Annotated in this window: 15 protein-coding genes; 8 read left to right on the forward strand and 7 right to left on the reverse strand. The window is 56.4% G+C overall.

Annotated features, from left to right (window positions below; all coding sequences use genetic code 11):
• Window positions 1-132 precede the first annotated feature (132 nt).
• The 6 genes from AC13CR_RS00955 to AC13CR_RS00980 all read right to left on the reverse strand — a co-directional run bounded on the left by AC13CR_RS00955 (window position 133) and on the right by AC13CR_RS00980 (window position 9,308).
• Complete coding sequence (locus tag AC13CR_RS00955) at window positions 133-837, reverse strand: ArdC family protein (protein WP_482900280.1); 705 nt, start codon at window positions 835-837, stop codon at window positions 133-135.
• Window positions 838-1,169: 332 nt separating this feature from the next.
• Window positions 1,170-3,257, reverse strand: a complete 2,088-nt coding sequence (locus tag AC13CR_RS00960; RefSeq protein ID WP_482900281.1) for a reverse transcriptase domain-containing protein — start codon at window positions 3,255-3,257, stop codon at window positions 1,170-1,172.
• Window positions 3,258-3,269: 12 nt separating this feature from the next.
• The gene (locus AC13CR_RS00965) at window positions 3,270-4,229 is read right to left on the reverse strand and encodes a PD-(D/E)XK motif protein (protein WP_482900282.1); all 960 of its coding nucleotides are present in this window, start codon (window positions 4,227-4,229) and stop codon (window positions 3,270-3,272) included.
• Window positions 4,230-4,235: 6 nt separating this feature from the next.
• Entirely contained in the window at window positions 4,236-6,344 is a 2,109-nt protein-coding gene (locus AC13CR_RS00970; RefSeq protein WP_482900283.1) for a Z1 domain-containing protein, read from the reverse strand.
• A gap of 85 nt (window positions 6,345-6,429) precedes the next feature.
• Window positions 6,430-8,004 carry an ATP-binding protein gene (locus AC13CR_RS00975; RefSeq protein WP_482900284.1) on the reverse strand — a complete coding sequence of 525 codons (1,575 nt, stop codon included), beginning with the start codon at window positions 8,002-8,004 and terminating at the stop codon, window positions 6,430-6,432.
• A complete protein-coding gene (locus tag AC13CR_RS00980; protein ID WP_482900285.1) occupies window positions 8,004-9,308 on the reverse strand; it encodes a DNA cytosine methyltransferase in 1,305 nt (434 codons plus the stop codon). The genes AC13CR_RS00975 and AC13CR_RS00980 overlap by 1 nt, the downstream gene beginning before the upstream one ends.
• Window positions 9,309-10,029: 721 nt before the next feature.
• Between AC13CR_RS00980 and AC13CR_RS00985 the strand changes: the two genes are divergently transcribed.
• The 3 genes from AC13CR_RS00985 (at window position 10,030) to AC13CR_RS00995 (ending at window position 12,699) form a co-directional block, all read left to right on the forward strand.
• Complete coding sequence (locus AC13CR_RS00985) at window positions 10,030-10,281, forward strand: hypothetical protein (RefSeq protein WP_482900286.1); 252 nt, start codon at window positions 10,030-10,032, stop codon at window positions 10,279-10,281.
• Between the two features lie 12 nt (window positions 10,282-10,293).
• Window positions 10,294-11,700, forward strand: a complete 1,407-nt coding sequence (locus tag AC13CR_RS00990) for a hypothetical protein (protein ID WP_482900287.1) — start codon at window positions 10,294-10,296, stop codon at window positions 11,698-11,700.
• A gap of 699 nt (window positions 11,701-12,399) precedes the next feature.
• Window positions 12,400-12,699 carry a hypothetical protein gene (locus AC13CR_RS00995; RefSeq protein ID WP_482900288.1) on the forward strand — a complete coding sequence of 100 codons (300 nt, stop codon included), beginning with the start codon at window positions 12,400-12,402 and terminating at the stop codon, window positions 12,697-12,699.
• On the opposite strand, the gene AC13CR_RS01000 is transcribed toward AC13CR_RS00995, so the two are convergent.
• Window positions 12,688-13,311 carry a hypothetical protein gene (locus AC13CR_RS01000; RefSeq protein ID WP_482900289.1) on the reverse strand — a complete coding sequence of 208 codons (624 nt, stop codon included), beginning with the start codon at window positions 13,309-13,311 and terminating at the stop codon, window positions 12,688-12,690. The two genes, AC13CR_RS00995 and AC13CR_RS01000, sit on opposite strands and share 12 nt — an antisense overlap.
• Before the next feature lie 311 nt (window positions 13,312-13,622).
• Here AC13CR_RS01000 and AC13CR_RS01005 point away from each other — a divergent pair, with 311 nt between their 5' ends.
• The 5 genes from AC13CR_RS01005 to AC13CR_RS01025 all read left to right on the forward strand — a co-directional run bounded on the left by AC13CR_RS01005 (window position 13,623) and on the right by AC13CR_RS01025 (window position 17,074).
• Window positions 13,623-13,922: a hypothetical protein gene (locus AC13CR_RS01005; RefSeq protein ID WP_482900290.1), complete on the forward strand. Its 300-nt coding sequence runs from the start codon at window positions 13,623-13,625 to the stop codon at window positions 13,920-13,922.
• A 30-nt stretch (window positions 13,923-13,952) separates the two neighbouring features.
• Window positions 13,953-14,099 carry a hypothetical protein gene (locus AC13CR_RS01010; protein ID WP_482900291.1) on the forward strand — a complete coding sequence of 49 codons (147 nt, stop codon included), beginning with the start codon at window positions 13,953-13,955 and terminating at the stop codon, window positions 14,097-14,099.
• A gap of 62 nt (window positions 14,100-14,161) precedes the next feature.
• On the forward strand, window positions 14,162-15,958 hold the full coding sequence (locus AC13CR_RS01015; protein ID WP_482900292.1) for a type IV secretory system conjugative DNA transfer family protein: 1,797 nt from the start codon (window positions 14,162-14,164) through the stop codon (window positions 15,956-15,958).
• Entirely contained in the window at window positions 15,955-16,281 is a 327-nt protein-coding gene (locus AC13CR_RS01020) for a hypothetical protein (protein WP_482900293.1), read from the forward strand. The genes AC13CR_RS01015 and AC13CR_RS01020 overlap by 4 nt, the downstream gene beginning before the upstream one ends.
• Before the next feature lie 31 nt (window positions 16,282-16,312).
• Window positions 16,313-17,074 (forward strand): recombinase family protein, encoded by a 762-nt coding sequence (locus AC13CR_RS01025; RefSeq protein WP_482900294.1) that lies wholly within the window; start codon window positions 16,313-16,315, stop codon window positions 17,072-17,074.
• Window positions 17,075-17,171: the final 97 nt, after the last annotated feature.

A 17,171-nucleotide genomic window follows, 5' to 3' on the forward strand; every position in this document is an offset into this window, starting at 1 on the left:
GCACGCTTCGGCCCGGCAGTTCTCAGGCTGGCCGCCGCCAGCTCTTTGGTAAGCGCGGCGGCCAGCCTGAAAACTGCCTACCGTCAACGCCTGTCACCCATCCTACGGCAAGGTGGCATGCGGTGCAGACTGTCAAGATAATGCCACAAGCTCCTCTTTCGCATAGCCTTCATCGCCCCAGACCTTGCGGCCAAACTCGCGGTCAAGGCGGGTCTTGTGCTTCGTCCAGTGTGTCAGCTCATGGGCAAGGGTCGCATAGTAGGCTTCAGGGCTGCGGAAGGATTCAAAGACCGGCATCTGCACATGATCGGTTCCGCCGCTATAGTGCGCGCTGTTCCCGCCGTGGCGGATGTCTGCACCCGTCGCGGTAAAGAATGCGTCGGCATGTTCGATCCGCTGCGCGGGATCAATTACGGGCTCGGGCTTGGCGTAGTAGTGCTCGGGCAAGCCTTCAATCTGTTCGACATTGAAGACGGCGTATTGCTTGAGGTAGGGGATTTTCCGCTCTTCCTCTGATCCATCGTCCTGCTCTTCGGTTTTGATCAGGGTGTTTGCATAGACCACCTGATTGCCGCGCTCGCCCTTCTTCACATGAGCGCCAAGCTCTTTGGCCTGTTTGAAGGTCATCCAGAACGGGGAGAGATGACCGCCGTCTACGGCCGCGCCCCAGAGCATCAGAACATTGATGCCGCTATAGGGCATGCCGTTGTGCCGCAGGGGCTTCATGATGCGCCCTTCCATGTTGCCAGCACTCCACGGCTTGAGCCAAGTCAGCTGCCCTTGCTCCAGATCGGCAATAATCTTGTCGGTTACTTTCTGGTAAATGTCCTGTTTCATTGGCTTTTCCCTTCATTGGGTTAGTCGGTTTCGCATGAAACCGGACTAGGCCCGCGCCAATGAGCGGGGGGACGGCCGTCCAGACCGAAAGCCATGGAGGTGGTGCGGGCGCAGCCGCAGGCGAGCCACGGCCCATGGCTTTCGCCCGAAGCCAAAGCGAAGGGCTTGGTCTTGACGGAGGACGGGGCCGCTAGGCCCCCAACGAAAAGGAAGAAGGTGTCAGCCGTTCACGGCTGGCCGATGATGCGCAAGGGATGGAAGCCGCATGGCCGAGACCGCGAGCGGGCTCGGTTCACGACAGCCCGACCCGAAGGGTGCACCGCGAAACCACTTTAGGGAACAATAACGCGCTCGATCTCATCGAAAGCCGGAACCAATTGCCTACGTATCTTGTAATAGTCAAAGTGCTTGAGCCGTCTCGTCGGCTTTCCCGTTTTCTGGCTTCTGGGATGAGCAACACTTGATTCAAGCCGCAGCGCGTGGAGCGCTTTCAATGCGGGAATAGCCAGAGGAAGCGCTGCCGCGAGGTTCGCGTCATTTAGCGCCGATCCATAATTGGGATAGGTTTTTCCGGGCTTTAGCCGCGCGTAAATCTCCGCAAGCAGGAGGTCGCACCAGCTATCAAGATGCACCAGGAACTTTTCGATGTTTGCCTCTTTGTCACGCTTGAGCATGATCATCATGCGTTCTGCATGTTTGTGGCCGGACCCGAACAACGCCTTCCAGTCAAAGGCACTGCGCTTGCGTTCAAGCACATATTCGATGATTTCAGGGATACGGCTGTCGGGAACGCCAACCGAACGTATGATTTTAGCGGCTTTGAGAATATGCTTGGCCGTTGTCTCAACGGTTCCGTAGGGTGTCGCCAGTTTATGCGACCCTTCGACAACTCTCGCTGCACAAATTCTGGCGAGTTCCGAACCATTTTCCCGCATGAGTGCGTTGAGGAAGGCCTCGTAACTAGGAACGCCGTAGATGTCCTGCGTAAGCGCCTGGAGTGAGCGCTTCTTGACCCACCAATCCGCCTCCGGCGCGACGATCCCCTCATACTCGGCAAAGGTCAGGTTCTTTGAAGAGAGTGCCCAGGCAATCAAAGACGCCTTGTACGCCGGCTGCAGGGGTAGCGCGCCCGCCTTCGGTCTGAGAAGTCTGTCGGCAGCGGCCTTGCCGAACAGATTGTCATAGGGGGCAGGCACACGTCCGAGGCAAGCATCAAGAATGGTAGCCAGAACAGAGTGATAGAGTTGCTGGCCGTCGAGATATGCTTTGATGTCCGCAGCAAAACCCGCCGGAATCCGCTCATATCTGGAAATATAGGATGCCACCTGTGGCGCGTATTCGGGATGCGCTTGCAAAACCTTGATGAGTCGCACGTTCAGGCGATGGCCCGGCTTCACGTTTGCCAGTAGATACTTGAAGCGCGTCGAATTCCCAGACGTAACGCTGCCTCTTCGGCAAAGTTCAAGAATACGGGCGGTAAGTTTCTTCTGATTGACAACCGGCACGATGGAGGGCTCGGGAGGGCGACTGATGGATTTAATTTCATCTTCGGGATTGTTGATCTTGCGGATATTGATTTTGGCCGTCTGCGGAAAGAGCCCGATTTCCTTCGATGTGATATCGAGTTTAATCAGTTTTGCACGAAGATCTTGCTCGGTCTTGGCAAGAATCTTGATGTCATCGACATACCTTAGATAGATAGTCCGCCGTCCCCCTTGCTCTCCCGCGCTATCGAGATGCTGCAAGACGACCTCCGAAAGCATGCCGGAGGCTAGAGGCCCCTGCGGAATTCCATGCTCGTGGTAGATGTTGGTAGGACCGTTGCTCCAGGTTGAAGAAGTCCATTTGCGCAAACACATCATCAAATATTCGATGGTCTCCTCGTCGATCTTCAACTCTTTCAGGAAGTGAACCAGAACGTGGTGATCAATTGAATCGTAGAACGATGTCAGGTCGAAGTTCGCAACATGATCGAAGCCCCGCGCGTGACAATCCCGCAGTCGATCTGCAAACTTTCGGTAGCTTCGCTGCCATTTGATGTTGAAGAATTTCGAGGACTTTCCCGCATAAAGATGGGCGAAGACGCGCTTTTCGTAGCGGTGCTTCGTGCGCCGTTTCAGTTCCTCGGCCACCACGTTAACAATCGCCTGATATACGATCTGGTCTTCGACTTTGAGCAGTGCAATCGGCCTAAGAACACCAGAGGGCTTCGGCAAAAGCACCTTGGAAGCGTGCGCGACCTCGTAGCGGTCTTTCAGGCCTTCTGCCCTGATCCATTTGAGATGGGTATCGGAAGCGATTGCAAATGCATCATAGGAATCGCGAAAATATGACTTGTAGGAGGCATCCGGGTTGGACATCGTCCAGCGATAGGCGCGGCGCAAATTGGCTAGATCAAAAACCTTGTTGAGATCGCTCACTCGTTCCCACCTTTAGCTATCACCAAATGAAAGTATGGTGGCTACTTCGCCGGATGACAGGCTGGGTAAGTCGGTCAGGTCAAGGTCGAAGCGGACGTTCTCGATGGGATCGGTGTCAGCGACTTGCGGCACCGGCAGCGACGCCGCATCGAAGATCGCCAGCGACGTGCCGTCAGGAAAAACGTCCAGCTTAAGCGTGCTGCGGTATATGTCCTGCCCGCCCTTGAGCACGCATTGCTTCAAGAACGAAATGCGCAGTTCGTCATCGTTAATGTTTGCATAGACGTGGTCCATGAGTTCCGCTGCCGTTCGGCCGGAGTTGAGTTCGACGAGGGCGAGCGAAGCAACATAGACGGAGAAATCACTGCTCGGCCGCAGTTGATCCAGGGAGAAGCCGTGTTTGCGGCGGCTGCGAACGGTCGTCTTGGCTTCCAGGACGAAGTCGCGGGTTACGAAGTCATACTTCGCCATTTTGTGCCCGCACCAGCATCGAACCGCATGAGCGGCGTTTGATGCTTGCGACAGGATGTAGAGTTCGCCCCACAGTCCGAGAATGTCCGTATCGGAACTGGCTATCTGCTTGAATAGGTTAGCAAGCTCTAATATTTGCGCGGCAATGTCCTTGTTCGCGTAAGGCGCATGGTCCTCGGGAAAGGTCTCCTCAAGAAGCCGAAGCAGTATCCGCACGATGTCGGGGTCGTTATCGTTCAGTCGTATGACGCTGTACACGCCAGATGTGCCGTGCCCGTCGGGAGCCTCAATGACGCAATCCCTCGAAAACCAGGCTGAAACGGAGCGCAATTCGATGTCACTCCTGAAGTCGTCCCGACGCGCGCGGAAGAGCAAGGAGGGATAGGCGTCACCGTCGACCGAAAGCCAGAGCGAACCATCTGAACTCAAGGGCTCGCCGAAGAGCTGGTCGCACCCCTCTGGGAAGTCACCAAGTAGCCGCGCGTAGGTTTCGAAGAGCACGCGATCCTACCTTTCGATCCAGACGCGCTCCATCAGATGATCAGGAACATGAACGGCGAGGATCGGCACGTCCCGTATCGTCCGTTTCTTGTCGGATGTCTGAATATCGTAGCGGTGCAGTTGGAAGGTGATCATTTCCGCAGAAACGAGAGCTCGGGCGCCCGGATAGTTGGTGGGGTCGTTCTTACCTTGGAAGAGGTTCTTGACCTTGGGCGGGCTGGAATCACCGAGTGAACGAACGGCCTCTACCCCCGACCATGGCCCGGAGAGCCCATAGAAGCTGCAGGGCAGGTCGGGCTCTTCGTTCGCCAGGCGCTCAAGTCCCAGTAGGAGCGCGGAATGCTGCAGGTTGTCATCCGGCCACTTATAGCGCAGTTGCCCGATCCGTGGCAGTAGATCAGCGAGTTTGATCGTGTCGCTGAAAGCTGGCACCTTTTGCTTTTCGTTCCAGCCTGCCTCGGCATAGCTCTCAAAATCGAAGTCGGAAATGATGTCGTCCACCACTTCGCGGTTCTCGGCCACGATTTCGGGGTCATCGAAGGGATGGTCGGGGATCACCCAACCGCCGCGCCCCTTGGACTGGTACATTTCCAGCAGGATGACCGAGCTTCGCGTCGGTTTCAGGCTCTGATCGAGGAAGTAGGTTCGGCGCCAGTCCTTTAGAGTCTTCCCCTGTTGCAGATGGCGCCTGATTGAGCCGCGAATAGACTCCTCATGCTTCACATAGTCGGTGAAAGCGTCGATGTTTTCAGCTGTCAGGTATATCCGGCAAAGCCCCAGATAACCCTTCTTGTATCCGAAGAAGCGCGCCCTTTGCTGGATGTTGTCTGCGTTCCCTACGCCTGTGGAGCGCGGCATGTAGCTGACGGTCAGGCCTTCAACGGTGAAGCCCCTGTCGAGACCGATGCCGCCGACCAGAATCCAGCTGTACTCGCCTTTCCAATCCACACTCGGAATGCGGTTCTTCTCGCGTGTGTTCAACTCGACGACGGTAGTTTCTTCGATGGCGTCGAACAATACCGAAAGCACATCATCAAATGTGAAAGCGGTGTCATACGTCGCCAGCAACTCCTTGGTTGATAGCTCGAACGCCGCGATCAGATCGGCATAGTCCTCGTGGTCCTCGTCCTGCAGGATGATCGCCCAGTTTTCCTTGGTCTGCTTTATCCAGCGGGCGAACATTAGATGCTCGTCTTTCGGCACGGCCGGATGAATCATCATGGAGCGATTGCGTCCCTTTTGATCCTCTTCTTCAAGCAGGCCGATGGCGACGCCGACAAAGTAGTGTCGCAGGGCTGCAAGCAAGCTGCTGGGCGGCTCTGTGGGCGGATCGTTCTTGTCGGGCACGTCACCGGCTGGAATCGGCTCGATAAGCTTGCTGGCGCCTTCAATGAAGAACTCCTGACCACCTACATACTTGCTGCCCGGCGTCAGGACGCACCCGAAGTCGGGGGATAGCGTATCGATCCGGCTGATCAGAAGCGGAGCCTGCGGCGTTGCTGTGTAAGCCAAGTAGCTGTGATGCGGGAAGAGCTTCCGTAGATCGAGAATTCGGGAATAGGTGGTGCTCTCCTCGTTCTGCTTGGCGCGCGTGTTGATGCCTGCCTGATCCCCTTCATCGTCAATGATGAGCGTCGGCACGTCACTGAGATCAGAGGCGGAGAGCAGCTTTGAAAGGCTGTCGAGGTGCTGGTGCTGCTTCATGGAGACGATGAGGATCGTTCGCGCGCGCGGGTTGCCGCGCCGCCACCTGGCGAGTTCCATATTGACGCGGTCGAGCTCGCTCTGCTGGAAGCCCTTCTGCTGGGTGGTGAACAGCTTCCATTCCCGCGTAGCATCAATGTCCAGATCGTCCTTCAAGCGGGCATGGGACTGCTCGACCAGGTTGTTCGTTGTCCCCGCCAGCAAGATAACCAGCCTGTATTGATTGTCTCTGGCTAGCGCCGCCAGCCCCGTGAACGAGAGGGTCTTGCCGCTCTGCACGTAGCCGATGACGAGGCCCGTGTTGACGTCTCCCGTTTTTGCCGGATCAACACATTGGGCGAGGATCGTGGTTGTCTCTTCGGATAGCCTGTCCTTCTCTTCCTGAGACAGAGAGGTGTTCGCTCCGAGCATATCGCTGAAAGCGCTACCCTGGACGGGGGACCATTTACCTTTGGCAACTGCCGCGGATGGTGCGACCTTTATTATGCTCTTACTCTCACCCATCCATCGCTCCCTTCGACATCTGGTTCCGCAAAATCTCGTTGGTGTACCGGCGGATTGCGGTCGGTTTCTTGTCAGCAAGTTCGGCAGCGACGACTTCGGCCAGCGCCATCGCCGCCGCGATGTTGAGGATTGCGGTGAAACTGTCCGTGTCCATCGTCGGAAACTGCGCCATGAACGGGTGCAGCATCGCGACCCGGACTGTCACCCTGCGGGGTTCGGGGTCGGTAATCGAAGGACGGTCTTGGATGGTCAGCCAGTCCGCATCATCGTCGGCGTAAGACAGTTCCATACCGACGATCCAGTTCTCGCTCCGAAACCGCAGCTTGAACTCGGCCTGTTCCATGTCCTCGCTTTCGAGGTCAGGAAGCGGCTCATCTTCTGGCGGCGGAGGGGTGGGAACATCTTGCAAGGGGATGGCGGCATCGACATCTGCGCCGGTCGTAGACAACGTCGCATCATTGAGATTGGCGGCCGTGGCGTTCAGTGCAGCGGCGGCATCCTTGCGCACTCCCTTTACGCTCGCTTTCGTGCGATGCTCGCGCGCTTGCTGCAGCAGAGGAAAATCCTCTTCTGACAGCACTTTACGTAGTTTGCGCAGGAATTCGTCTTCGCTTTCCTCCCATTTGATGCCGTCCTTGGTATGGGAGACGAAGAAGCCTTTCAGATGAATTTCACCGAATATCCTTTGGTAGGGATAGGTGTTCGATCTGCCGAAGATGTCTTCCGGCCGGTAGGCTTCATCGGCACTACCCATGATGAGGCGCTTGCGCCGAAAGAGCGCAAGACCTGCCAGCCTCGTATTGGCGGTCTCGCGGATGGCGACAAAGCCGCTTGCAGACTTGCCATCGCCCAGGTCAAAGTCGATTTCTCTCTTCCAGGCGACGGCATCACCGCTTGGATCACGGTAGCTTGGCGCGGTCAGGATGGCCGGTTCATCATAGGTCAGCCGTTCGCCATCGACGAAGAGCGCCAAAAACTCTTCGCGGATATAGACGCGGTAGATGCTGGACAGGTGTTCCTTGATTTTGTGAATCGTCTTCCCGCGCGGGAAGCGGCGAATATTCTCCAGACGGACTTCGGTGTAGTGCTTTTCTTCGGCAACGCGCGTCGAGAGAACGTTGAGTTCCTCGATCCTGTCATGCACGATTTCGTCGATATCGAAGATGACCGTACGTTCGATGTTTTCGCCTAGGGCGCTCGAACGGACGCTCCAATTGGGCGCGAACCAGCACGCCGCGCTCTTCATGCCCATACCGAACTCCGAGAGGCCAGACGCGTTCGGGGGGATTTCGGCAGGACGGAAGGCTCTTTGATAGTCCGCAGACGCGATGCCGGCGGCGTTATCCTTGATGGCAATCATGTTGCCGGCCACGTCAAAGTCGATGTCAACGCGGAGCTTGTACTGGGAGCCATCGACAGCCTTAAGGGCCTTTTTGTTGTCGATGCTACTCTGAATGGAGTTGTCTACGAACTCGGCGAGAGCGAACCAGGACTTGTAGTTCAGGTGTGGGAGGACGGAGAGAACGTTGACGCCTGGGCGAATATTTACCGAGCTTACCTGCACCATTATTCCGCCGCGACCGCCAAACTATCTACTTCTTCGGAAGGTGTGCAGTTCATGAGGCAATCGAAAATGTGCCCGACGACATCAACGTTGACCGCATTTCCAAACGCCTTGTAGGCGCCGCCCTTTGAATCAGGCAGATGCTCAAGTGCGCCCATGCTCTGCAACCGGCTGCACTCGCGGGGCGTCATGTAGCGTTTGCGCCAAGCGACAATTGGCACCTGGCTGGTTGTCATGGCAATGAGCGAGGGCGCGGTGTCGGCCTTCTTAACGCGAATGCCGCTGGCCCGGAATTGAAGAATGTGATTCCAGATGTTGCGCTCGGAGCCTTTGCAGTTCCACTCCAGTTTTTGAAAGCTGGGCGGGAAGTCTATAATCTTCTCGATCCACCCATCAATCAGCGTTTTGTGTTGCGCGTAGAAATCCCTGTTTTTCTGGATGAAGTCGATCTTCCAGTCTGGGAATGCGTCCAATTCGGTTTGCGCGTAGCTAGGCAGAGCCTTTTTCACTTCCTCAGGGGACAAGCCATCAAGCGGCTGGCCGAAGGTGCCTTTGAAACTGCCCATGCGCTTGTAGCCGCGCTTATGCGGCGTTGCTCCGTCCAGAGGGTAGTCGGCGCCAAACTCCATCGCCCAGATGGGGAAAGAAGGAAGGTCTTCTTCTTTCGGGAAAGCCGCGACGAATTCCTGCCAGGCTTCGATATACTTGACGTGATTTTCGTTCAGAGCGTGGGCGTCGGGTGGGTCGTTGTCGAGGATCGAATGAATCGAAATCTCGGGCAACTCTTTCGGCTTACGCCAGTTGAAGCCACCGAGTCCTTGCCGGTCCCCGACGATGAAGGCGCGCTCCCGCTTCTGCGGGATGCCGAACATGTGGGGAGATAGCCGCTCGAACGAAATGTCGTAGCCCAGGCTCCTAAGCTGATTGCAGATAATCTCCCACGTCTCGCCGCCACGGTGACGCATAAGATTGGGAACGTTCTCGACGATGAAGTAGCGGGGCTGCTTCTTCTCCAGAATGTCAGCCACATAGTCAAAAAGGTTGCCCCACTGAGGGCACTCAAGGCCTTTTTGATCACCGGCCTTGGAAAACGGCTGGCAGGGAAAACCCGCGCAAAGAACGTCGTGATCAGGAATGGCATCCAGATCGACAGCCCGAATATCGCCCGCAGGAAGAATCCCGAAGTTCTTTTCGTACAGCCCTGCGAGATGCGTGTTGAGCTCGGACGCGAAGACGCACTCTCCGCCGCGTTGGCTGAGAGCCTGATGGAATCCACCTAGTCCGGCAAATAAATCTATGAATTTCATGCGGTTGCGTCTGCTCGTTCGTTTTCCTGAGCCTACACGCATGAGTCGGCTGTTGCAAGAAAATGAAGCACAGACACCACATGATGTGGGTGGATTATATCACGGGAGCACCAGATAGGGTAAGCGAATTATTTGGCCAAGAGACCTCCACGGCGTGGTGGGGATCGAACGACCAGTCGTTCGTGCTTGGTTCGGTGCGGGTGGAAAGGCAAGTCTCCAAGTCCTGCGAGCTGGGTTCAGGGGGCGGCGATAGGCCCCATGATCGGGTTCAGCGCCGACGCGCTGGCGGCATCCAATCCGCGCAGGGTTGGCCTCCATGGCATGGTCTGGGTTCCACAGGGGCAGGAACGCCCCTTGGTCGGTGGGTTGGTTCCAAGGATAGGGTAGCGGCGATGCGCTCCCGTCCTTGGTCTCCATGAAATGGTCAGGGGTCTTGGGGGCGCAGAATGCTCCCAGGTCGATGGGTGTAGGGAGAGCGAAGTCTCCCTTCGAGTGTTTGACCGGCGATACGGTCTATTGGCTCTGGATTGGGTTCAAGGCCCAGGAAGAGCCACGGCCGGAGGGATGCAACGGGAGCGCGCGGCGGGCTCCCTTGCCAAGATGTGTTGTAGTACAACACACATCTTGCGTTCGTTCTTATGATTGAAGCGGCCTTAAGAGCTTTGGGATTCGCCCACCAAAGGATATCATCGAACCGTGATGGTTAACGAGGAGCGATTCGATGTCGGGTGCCGAACTTGTTATGTTTCTAATTTTTTTGGTCGTCGCGTTTGCAGTGACGGTTAAGGTTCTTAAATGGGTGCTCGAAACGCTGGGGCGTGCGGTCAGAGCAGTTACTCCGTTTCTGTTGATGGCTTTTGGCGCGTTTGTTCTTTTCAGTGTGTTTAAAGCTGATGCAGCAAATGCCGCAACCATATCCGTTCCGACAGGTGTGGTTGTAGCAGCGGCTCGCGCCTCACTTATAGGCTTCTAAAGGCTCGGAGACATGTCCGGGAAGATCCTTCTGGCGATGTCCGTGACGTTGCTTATGTTGGCATTTGGCGGATCGGCCAAAGCTGGCACTATTCGATATTGCAACCTCGCACCTTACGATGTGGAGCTTGTATTTCTCGAAAAGTCTCGCGCTGACTACAGCATTAATTCTACCGAAACTCTGCCCAGTGGCGCCTGCGATTCTCTCCGGTTCACGCAACCGCAAGGATCACAACTTTACTACTACTTGCGGGGAAGTAATACACGCTCGCTACGAAAACTTAGGCAGAATATAGATTTCGTTGAGGCGTGGGGCGGCTGGCCTTTGTGGTGGGATGCCAGCTACGATGATGCCATCTGCATAAATATTGAGAATGGAGATTTTTTCGGCGCTCCGGTACACGATCAATGCGATGGCGCAGCCAAGATACTGGGTGCTAACAAGATAAAACCGGACGGCAATGGCGAATTTTCAATTTGGAATGTGGATTCAATCATATGCGGATTTGACATCGATGCGGATTGCGAAGAGGAACCCGCACCCCTACTAAACTGGGCGCATATGCTCAATAAATCGCTTGATGCCTCAGCGCGGTCGTTTGAGATTGAGCGTTATGACAGATACTATGGAGTCATACCGACCGCGCTAGGGTGGGAAGTTAGTGACCATAATGGAGCATACCGCAAAGGTGCCTTAGTTACCTTTGCCTACGACAAGACCACTCTTGGGTCACTAATTCACGTTAGGAGTGGTGATGTTGTCCTCGAATTCAACGATCAGCCCGTTTTCGACAGGAATGACCTCGTATATTATACAATTCTTCACGGACTAAACGGAGGATATGAGGAACCATATCGCGTCTTGGTCGAGCGCAACGGTGAAAATATCCTCTTTGAGGGGTTTCAAGTATTTAACCGTAATTCTTATGGTGGGTATTTTTTGGGCAGCGATGGCTTGTGCGGCAATCCAGCCGCTGCGTCAATAACAGGCGCGCTCCGGGAGGCTTCTTTCTATACAAACCACATCCTTGGGTGCATGAACTTCGATAAGGATTCTCAACCGGAACGCAATCGCAAATGTGAATTTACTGTTAAACAAGTGGCCGCAGCCTATCGGCAATTCTGTCCGGATCAAACATTCTATGCCACAATGATTGGCGGTATTTTTATGCCGGGCAGGCAAGTTCCAGAAAGTTTACTATCGCGTTATCTGTTCAAGGGAATTAGAGCGCCGGCGCGGATTATGCGGGCTATAGCACTAGAGGGCGCTGAGGAAGCGGCTCGCACTGCGCTTACACTGCCACCCGGCTTCTCTGCCGCTACCAGCCTGAAAGAGATACGTCAACAAGCAGAAATAGGAGCGGCGATAGGAACCGGATTCACTCTGCTTTTGCCGCATGGATTTGCGACACGGCGCTGAATAATAGTCCTCAAATGAAGGGTGCGTACCAGTGAGAATATTTCTTATGCTGTTTTTGGGGGTGGCATTCATCGCCTTAGCTCCACATGAGGGTGATGCTTGCTCACGCAAGCTTCCTTCATGCTCCGTTCCGGCGCCCAAGCCGCACCCTCATCCTGACCCGACGGCTAAGAGCCCGGACGGGGAGTCGCCCGGCGGCCTGCGATCAGGCGGAGCAACGGGTGAGGCAAGCGGGACAACAATCAGAGGCGATACTGCGGCCAAGAAAGAGGCCGATGCTGCTATTAAGATTGATCCTGATAGCGTTCGAAGCCGTTCAGGAGACTTTCAACCATCGGCTCCGCCGTATCGTGCGTCTCCATTCCCCAAACACCCATCCGTTACACGGGATTATCGCGGGAGCAATAATCCCTATCATCTTGGTCGTGTGGATACAGAAAATAGAGACATTATAGTGACCGTGCAAGATGTTAATGTTTCGGAAACGGTGCAACGAGCGCAGAAAGGGGCCGGAAGATATAGAGGTGATGGCACCCCATATGAGAATAAAAACAAAAAGCTTCCCAAAGACACCTATACTCGATGGACCCATCCTACCCCTAGCCTGACAAATGCGGGTGGACAGAGAATAGTTATTGGAAAGACGTCTCGTTCGGTGTACTATTCGCCAGATCACTACAAGACTTTTTGGATACTGAAATGACAAAAAAAATAATAGAGTTTTCTGGAGCAATGGATAAGAACGATGTTTTTGAAGTTCTAGCCGATGAGCTTGGCTTTACCTATGGCAACCCTGATTTTGATTCTATTGAAGATGCGCTTACCAACCTTGATTGGGAAAACATACCTGCAGAAATTTTCCTTGTGATAAAGTCTGACTTCAAAATGAACCCAGTCGAGGATAAAAGACAATTTCTGGGGGCACTGACTTCTGCCTATTCAAATCGCTCTATCTTGGGCTACAATAATGAAATATATCTTAAGCTATTATTTGAGTGACGCTATAGGCTTGCAATGTTGATATTTAGCAATCGGAGGCCTCATGCGCTTCGCTATCGCTCTATACCCCCGCCATTCCTTTTCAAGTGCTTTCTTTGTGCGTTCGGCGAAGGGGCGCAGCGTTTCATCGGTTACGGCCTTCGCGCTCACCCTGTCATGGATCAGCTTGGTGCGGGCGTAGCGGACATAAGCCGAAACCACCTGCGTTTGCGGTTCGGATAGCTCTATCGGCTCGTCTAACATTCCCGTCAGAGAGATGATCTTTCGCAGGTGGCGCAGCACATCGCCGGGTGGCCATTCCTCCGCCCATTCAATGGCTTCGGCGGCATGGGCGTAGATGTCGCCGTCTTCCAGCCCGCGCCGCCGCCTGAGTTCGTCCTTCACCATATCGGATAGCCCGTCCTCGTCCTTGTTCAGTGCGGCATCGCGGTAATAGCCGACCTCAATCAGCCGCCAGCGGATGCGGCTGTATTGGTCATAGACAGTGTTGAGCGATATCCCGCTGCGCTGCGCCGCTTCGGCGGGTGGCAGGCGCTCGGCATAGCAGCGCAGCAGCTTGTCGGCCTTTGCCGCCGGAATCTTCGATCTGGTGCTTAAGATCGGCTTCGGCATGGGCGCTTCCGGCCTCCAACTGCGACAGGCTTCCTCTCATAAAAGCAAGATGTTGGCCGCGTTCAAGCGAGGTTTTGCTTGGGAATAGTTCGCGCGGCGATTTGCCAGAGCGCCCGCTGCGCGCCATGTTGATGGTGCGGCGGGGCGATACAGAGCCCCCGGCGCGAAGAGCAACGCCAAGCGCCCCACGGCCAGAGGCCGCATAAGGGCGCGGATACCACGAAAAACCACAAACCCATCCCCCGCCGGAAAGCTGTTTTCCGGTGCGTGGGAGAGCTTTGCCCGGCTTCGGGCAGAAAGGAGATTTGTCCATGTTTGGCATCCCGCCGCCGGGGGGCGGCGCTCACGATCAGCACGGCAAGGAGCACAGGCAGCTTGCCACGATCATCGCCGTGGTGGCCGCGTTCCTGCTTGCCCCGACCCTGCACCGTTATTCGGTGGACTGGGTGATCGGCATCGCCCGCCAGACCTATCCGCCGGACTTTATGGAGAGCGTGTATTGGGCGTGGTTCGCGGTCGTGCATCTGCTGACCTTCGCCGCCATTCGCGCTCCCGTCTTCGCGGCGCTGACCGCCTCGACCGCGTATTTCGCGGGACGCTTCGTCTTCTGAACCCCCGTCTACAAAAGGAGAAAACTCAAAATGCCTTGCTACAAAAAGATCGGCGGATATTCCGTCTACACGCGCCAAAAAACCATCGGGGAGCGGATCAATGCGTTCCTCGATGGCCTCGCCAAAGTCGGCGGCGCGGTTTTGTTGCTGGTGATTTTGGCCGTCATCTTCGGCTGAATCGCTTTCGGGGCGGCCTTGGCGGGCTGCCCCGTTGTCACGGGTATCGCGGGATTACGATCATGCGCTTTTACGAAGACCATCCATACGGCTCGGCGCGGTTTGCCACGCCTTGGGAAGTGCGCCGCGCGTTCCGCAAGAAGGGCGGCGTTCCCATCGGATTTTACGGCGGGCGCTTGCTGTTTCATTCGCGTCAGGCCGGGGCGCTGCTGATCGGCGGGGCGGGGTCTGGCAAGTTCGTCTCCGTGCTTGCCCATATCATGGCCGATCAGGGGCGCGGGAAAGACCAGCCGCCGCGCTATGCCATTCTCGATCCCAAGGGCGAGCTGGCTGCTGTCATCGGGCGCGGTCTCGTCCATACGGGAGCGCATGTGTACTGCATCAATCCCTACCGCCTGCACGGGCTGCCGGATCACAGCGTGGCGCTGCTGGCAAATTTGGCGGCGGACTCGCCGATGCTGGTGGCCGATAGCCGCCGCGCGGCCATGACCCTGCTGCCCGAAAGCGGCGGCGGGGATGCGCGGTTCTTTGAAGTCAAGGCACAGAACTGGCTGGATGCGCTGCTGCGGGGCCTTGTGCATGTGGACGGCGAGGTATCGCTGCTGAGCCTCTATGAGTTGGTTGGCATGATCCGCGCCAAGCCCGAGGTTTGGGCGCAGCAATCCCGAACGATGGAGGCCAAGGGCGAACCCGATCTGGCCGCGACCTATGCCGAGATGCGCGAAATGGCCGAAGACAGCCGCAAGACTTACGATTCCGTCATGGCGGAAATCAGCAATGCGCTGGCGTTCATGGCCGTCCCGGCTTTGCAGCGCACATTCACGGGCGCAGCGGGAGCGGATTTTACGCTAGACGTGCTGACGGCGGATGATACACGCCCCGTCACCGTGTTCCTGATGATGCCCGCCGAATTGATCGCGCAGAACGCCGCACTCATCCGGCAATTCTTCTCGACCCTGCGCACGCTCAAGCAGCGCAAACCCGATGCGCCGACCGTCAATCTGGTGATGGATGAAGCCGCACGGCTGGGCCGTTTCCCGGAGATTGCCGAATTCTATGCCATCGGGCGCGGGTTTGGCCTCTCGCCGCTGGCCGTGTATCAGGACATCGGCCAGATACGGGATAACCTCGGCCAGAACGGCGCGACAACGCTCACGAACAGCGCTGACGTGGAAATCTACCTCGGCGGCGGGATTGCTGACCTCGAAACCGCGCAGCATCTGAGCCGCAAGCTGGGGCAACAAACTCTGGCACTGGATGATGAGCTGACCAATACCCGCGCGGAACGTGGCAAGCGCGAGATGCTGCACGGGATGTTGTTCGGTGGCGCTGATCCGGTGAAGACCGGAATCGCCCTGCGGGCGCTGGATTACGAGATGCGCCACCAGCGCAAACAGGCGCGCGACCTCCTGACCCCTGACGAGATTCTCGCTATGCCCGCAGGTAAAGCGCTGGTCTGGGCGGCCACTTATGGCGTGCGCCCCTTCGCGGTGGACAGGCTGCCCTATTACACGCGCCGCGCCTATGCCGGGCGGTTCTTCCCCAACCCCTTTCATGACCGCGACCAGAGCCGCATTCGCGTTCCGACCTTCTTCGGGATGCGCACCCGCCACGTTATGCGCGAGGCGGTACCGGAGGACTACCGCGACTTTCCGCAATACCGGAACGGCGAATGGGCGTTCATCGAGGGGTATCGCCCGAAAACTGCCAGCCAGAGTAAGGGAGCTGACATTGGCACGGCAGGCGCGAAGTCTGCCGCATCCAAGCCCATGATTTTGCATAATAATACTAAAGGTTGTATACTTAAGATAGGGACCAAAGGCACAAAGCCGCATAACCCGTGGGGGAAAAGGCCATGAAAGACAGGCAGGACACAGAAACAGGGTTCATTCCCGGCGCGGAATTCAATCTGGCCGCGAAACCCCGCCTCACAATCGACGTGGAGAAATACCAGGCCTATCTGGACGGTTCCGATTTGACGCCCGCGCAGAAGGAAGATTTCCTGCGGGCGCTGTGGTCGATCATCACCGCCTTTGTCGATCTGGGCTTTGGCGTGCATCCCGTCCAACAAGCCTGTGGACAACTCGAAAATTCTCTTGATCTGAGCGCACAGGCCGAGTCCGATGGGCTAAACTCCCCGGATACGGATCTCAAAACCACATTCAACGATGCCCCGGATTAATCCGGCGAAAGGCGTCAGAAAGGCAGGTCACATGAACACACACAGCAAACACCCCCAGGAGCCGCAGGCGGCGCTGATCTATTGCCGCGTGTCCTCCACCAAGCAACGCCTTGAGGGCGGGGGGCTGGACTCGCAGGAACATCGCTGCCGCCAATACGCGGACAGCAAGGGCTACGATGTCGAGATGGTCTTCCCCGACGACAGTTCGGGCGGGGGCGATTTCATGAAACGCCCCGGCATGATGTCGCTGCTGGCCTATCTCTCGGCGCAGCCGGGTAAATCCTATGTGGTCATTTTCGACGATCTCAAGCGCTTCGCCCGCGATACCGAATTCCATATCAAGCTGCGACGGGAATTCGCGCAGCGCGGCGCGACCATCGAATGCCTGAACTTCAATTTTGAGGACTCGCCTGAAGGGCGCTTCATCGAAACCATTATCGCCGCCCAAGGTCAGTTAGAGCGCGAACAAAACCGCAGGCAGGTCGTCCAGAAGATGAAAGCAAGGGTGGAGAAGGGCTACTACGTCTTTCACCCGCCCGTGGGCTATCGCTATGCCCGCAACCGCGAGCATGGCAAGCTGCTGGTGCGCGATGAGCCTGTGGCCTCGATCATCGCCGAAGTACTGGAAGGGTTTGCGAGCGGGCGGTTTTCCTCGCAATCCGAAGTCAAGCGCTTCCTTGAAGCCAAGCCAGATTTTCCGAAAAGTACCGCCAGCGGCGAGGTGCGCGTGACCAAGGTGCGCGATATCCTCGAACTGAACCGCACCGGGTTTGCCGGAGGCTCCAACTCATGAGCAGGATGGAGCATCATGACAAAGACAACAAACAAGTATTCACCGGAAGTGCGCGAACGCGCTGTGCGGATGGTTTTGGATGGCGCAAGGCAGCATG

The organism is Paracoccus sp. L-17, from assembly GCF_056857655.1.

Coding starts and splice junctions, on each gene's coding strand:
- AC13CR_RS00955 (WP_482900280.1), bottom strand. CDS start 837: ATGAAACAGGACATTTACCAGAAAGTAACCGACAAGATTATTGCCGAT.
- AC13CR_RS00970 (WP_482900283.1), bottom strand. CDS start 6,344: ATGCTCGGAGCGAACACCTCTCTGTCTCAGGAAGAGAAGGACAGGCTA.
- AC13CR_RS00975 (WP_482900284.1), bottom strand. CDS start 8,004: ATGGTGCAGGTAAGCTCGGTAAATATTCGCCCAGGCGTCAACGTTCTC.
- AC13CR_RS00980 (WP_482900285.1), bottom strand. CDS start 9,308: ATGAAATTCATAGATTTATTTGCCGGACTAGGTGGATTCCATCAGGCT.
- AC13CR_RS00985 (WP_482900286.1), top strand. CDS start 10,030: ATGTCGGGTGCCGAACTTGTTATGTTTCTAATTTTTTTGGTCGTCGCG.
- AC13CR_RS00990 (WP_482900287.1), top strand. CDS start 10,294: ATGTCCGGGAAGATCCTTCTGGCGATGTCCGTGACGTTGCTTATGTTG.
- AC13CR_RS00995 (WP_482900288.1), top strand. CDS start 12,400: ATGACAAAAAAAATAATAGAGTTTTCTGGAGCAATGGATAAGAACGAT.
- AC13CR_RS01000 (WP_482900289.1), bottom strand. CDS start 13,311: ATGCCGAAGCCGATCTTAAGCACCAGATCGAAGATTCCGGCGGCAAAG.
- AC13CR_RS01005 (WP_482900290.1), top strand. CDS start 13,623: ATGTTTGGCATCCCGCCGCCGGGGGGCGGCGCTCACGATCAGCACGGC.
- AC13CR_RS01010 (WP_482900291.1), top strand. CDS start 13,953: ATGCCTTGCTACAAAAAGATCGGCGGATATTCCGTCTACACGCGCCAA.
- AC13CR_RS01015 (WP_482900292.1), top strand. CDS start 14,162: ATGCGCTTTTACGAAGACCATCCATACGGCTCGGCGCGGTTTGCCACG.
- AC13CR_RS01020 (WP_482900293.1), top strand. CDS start 15,955: ATGAAAGACAGGCAGGACACAGAAACAGGGTTCATTCCCGGCGCGGAA.
- AC13CR_RS01025 (WP_482900294.1), top strand. CDS start 16,313: ATGAACACACACAGCAAACACCCCCAGGAGCCGCAGGCGGCGCTGATC.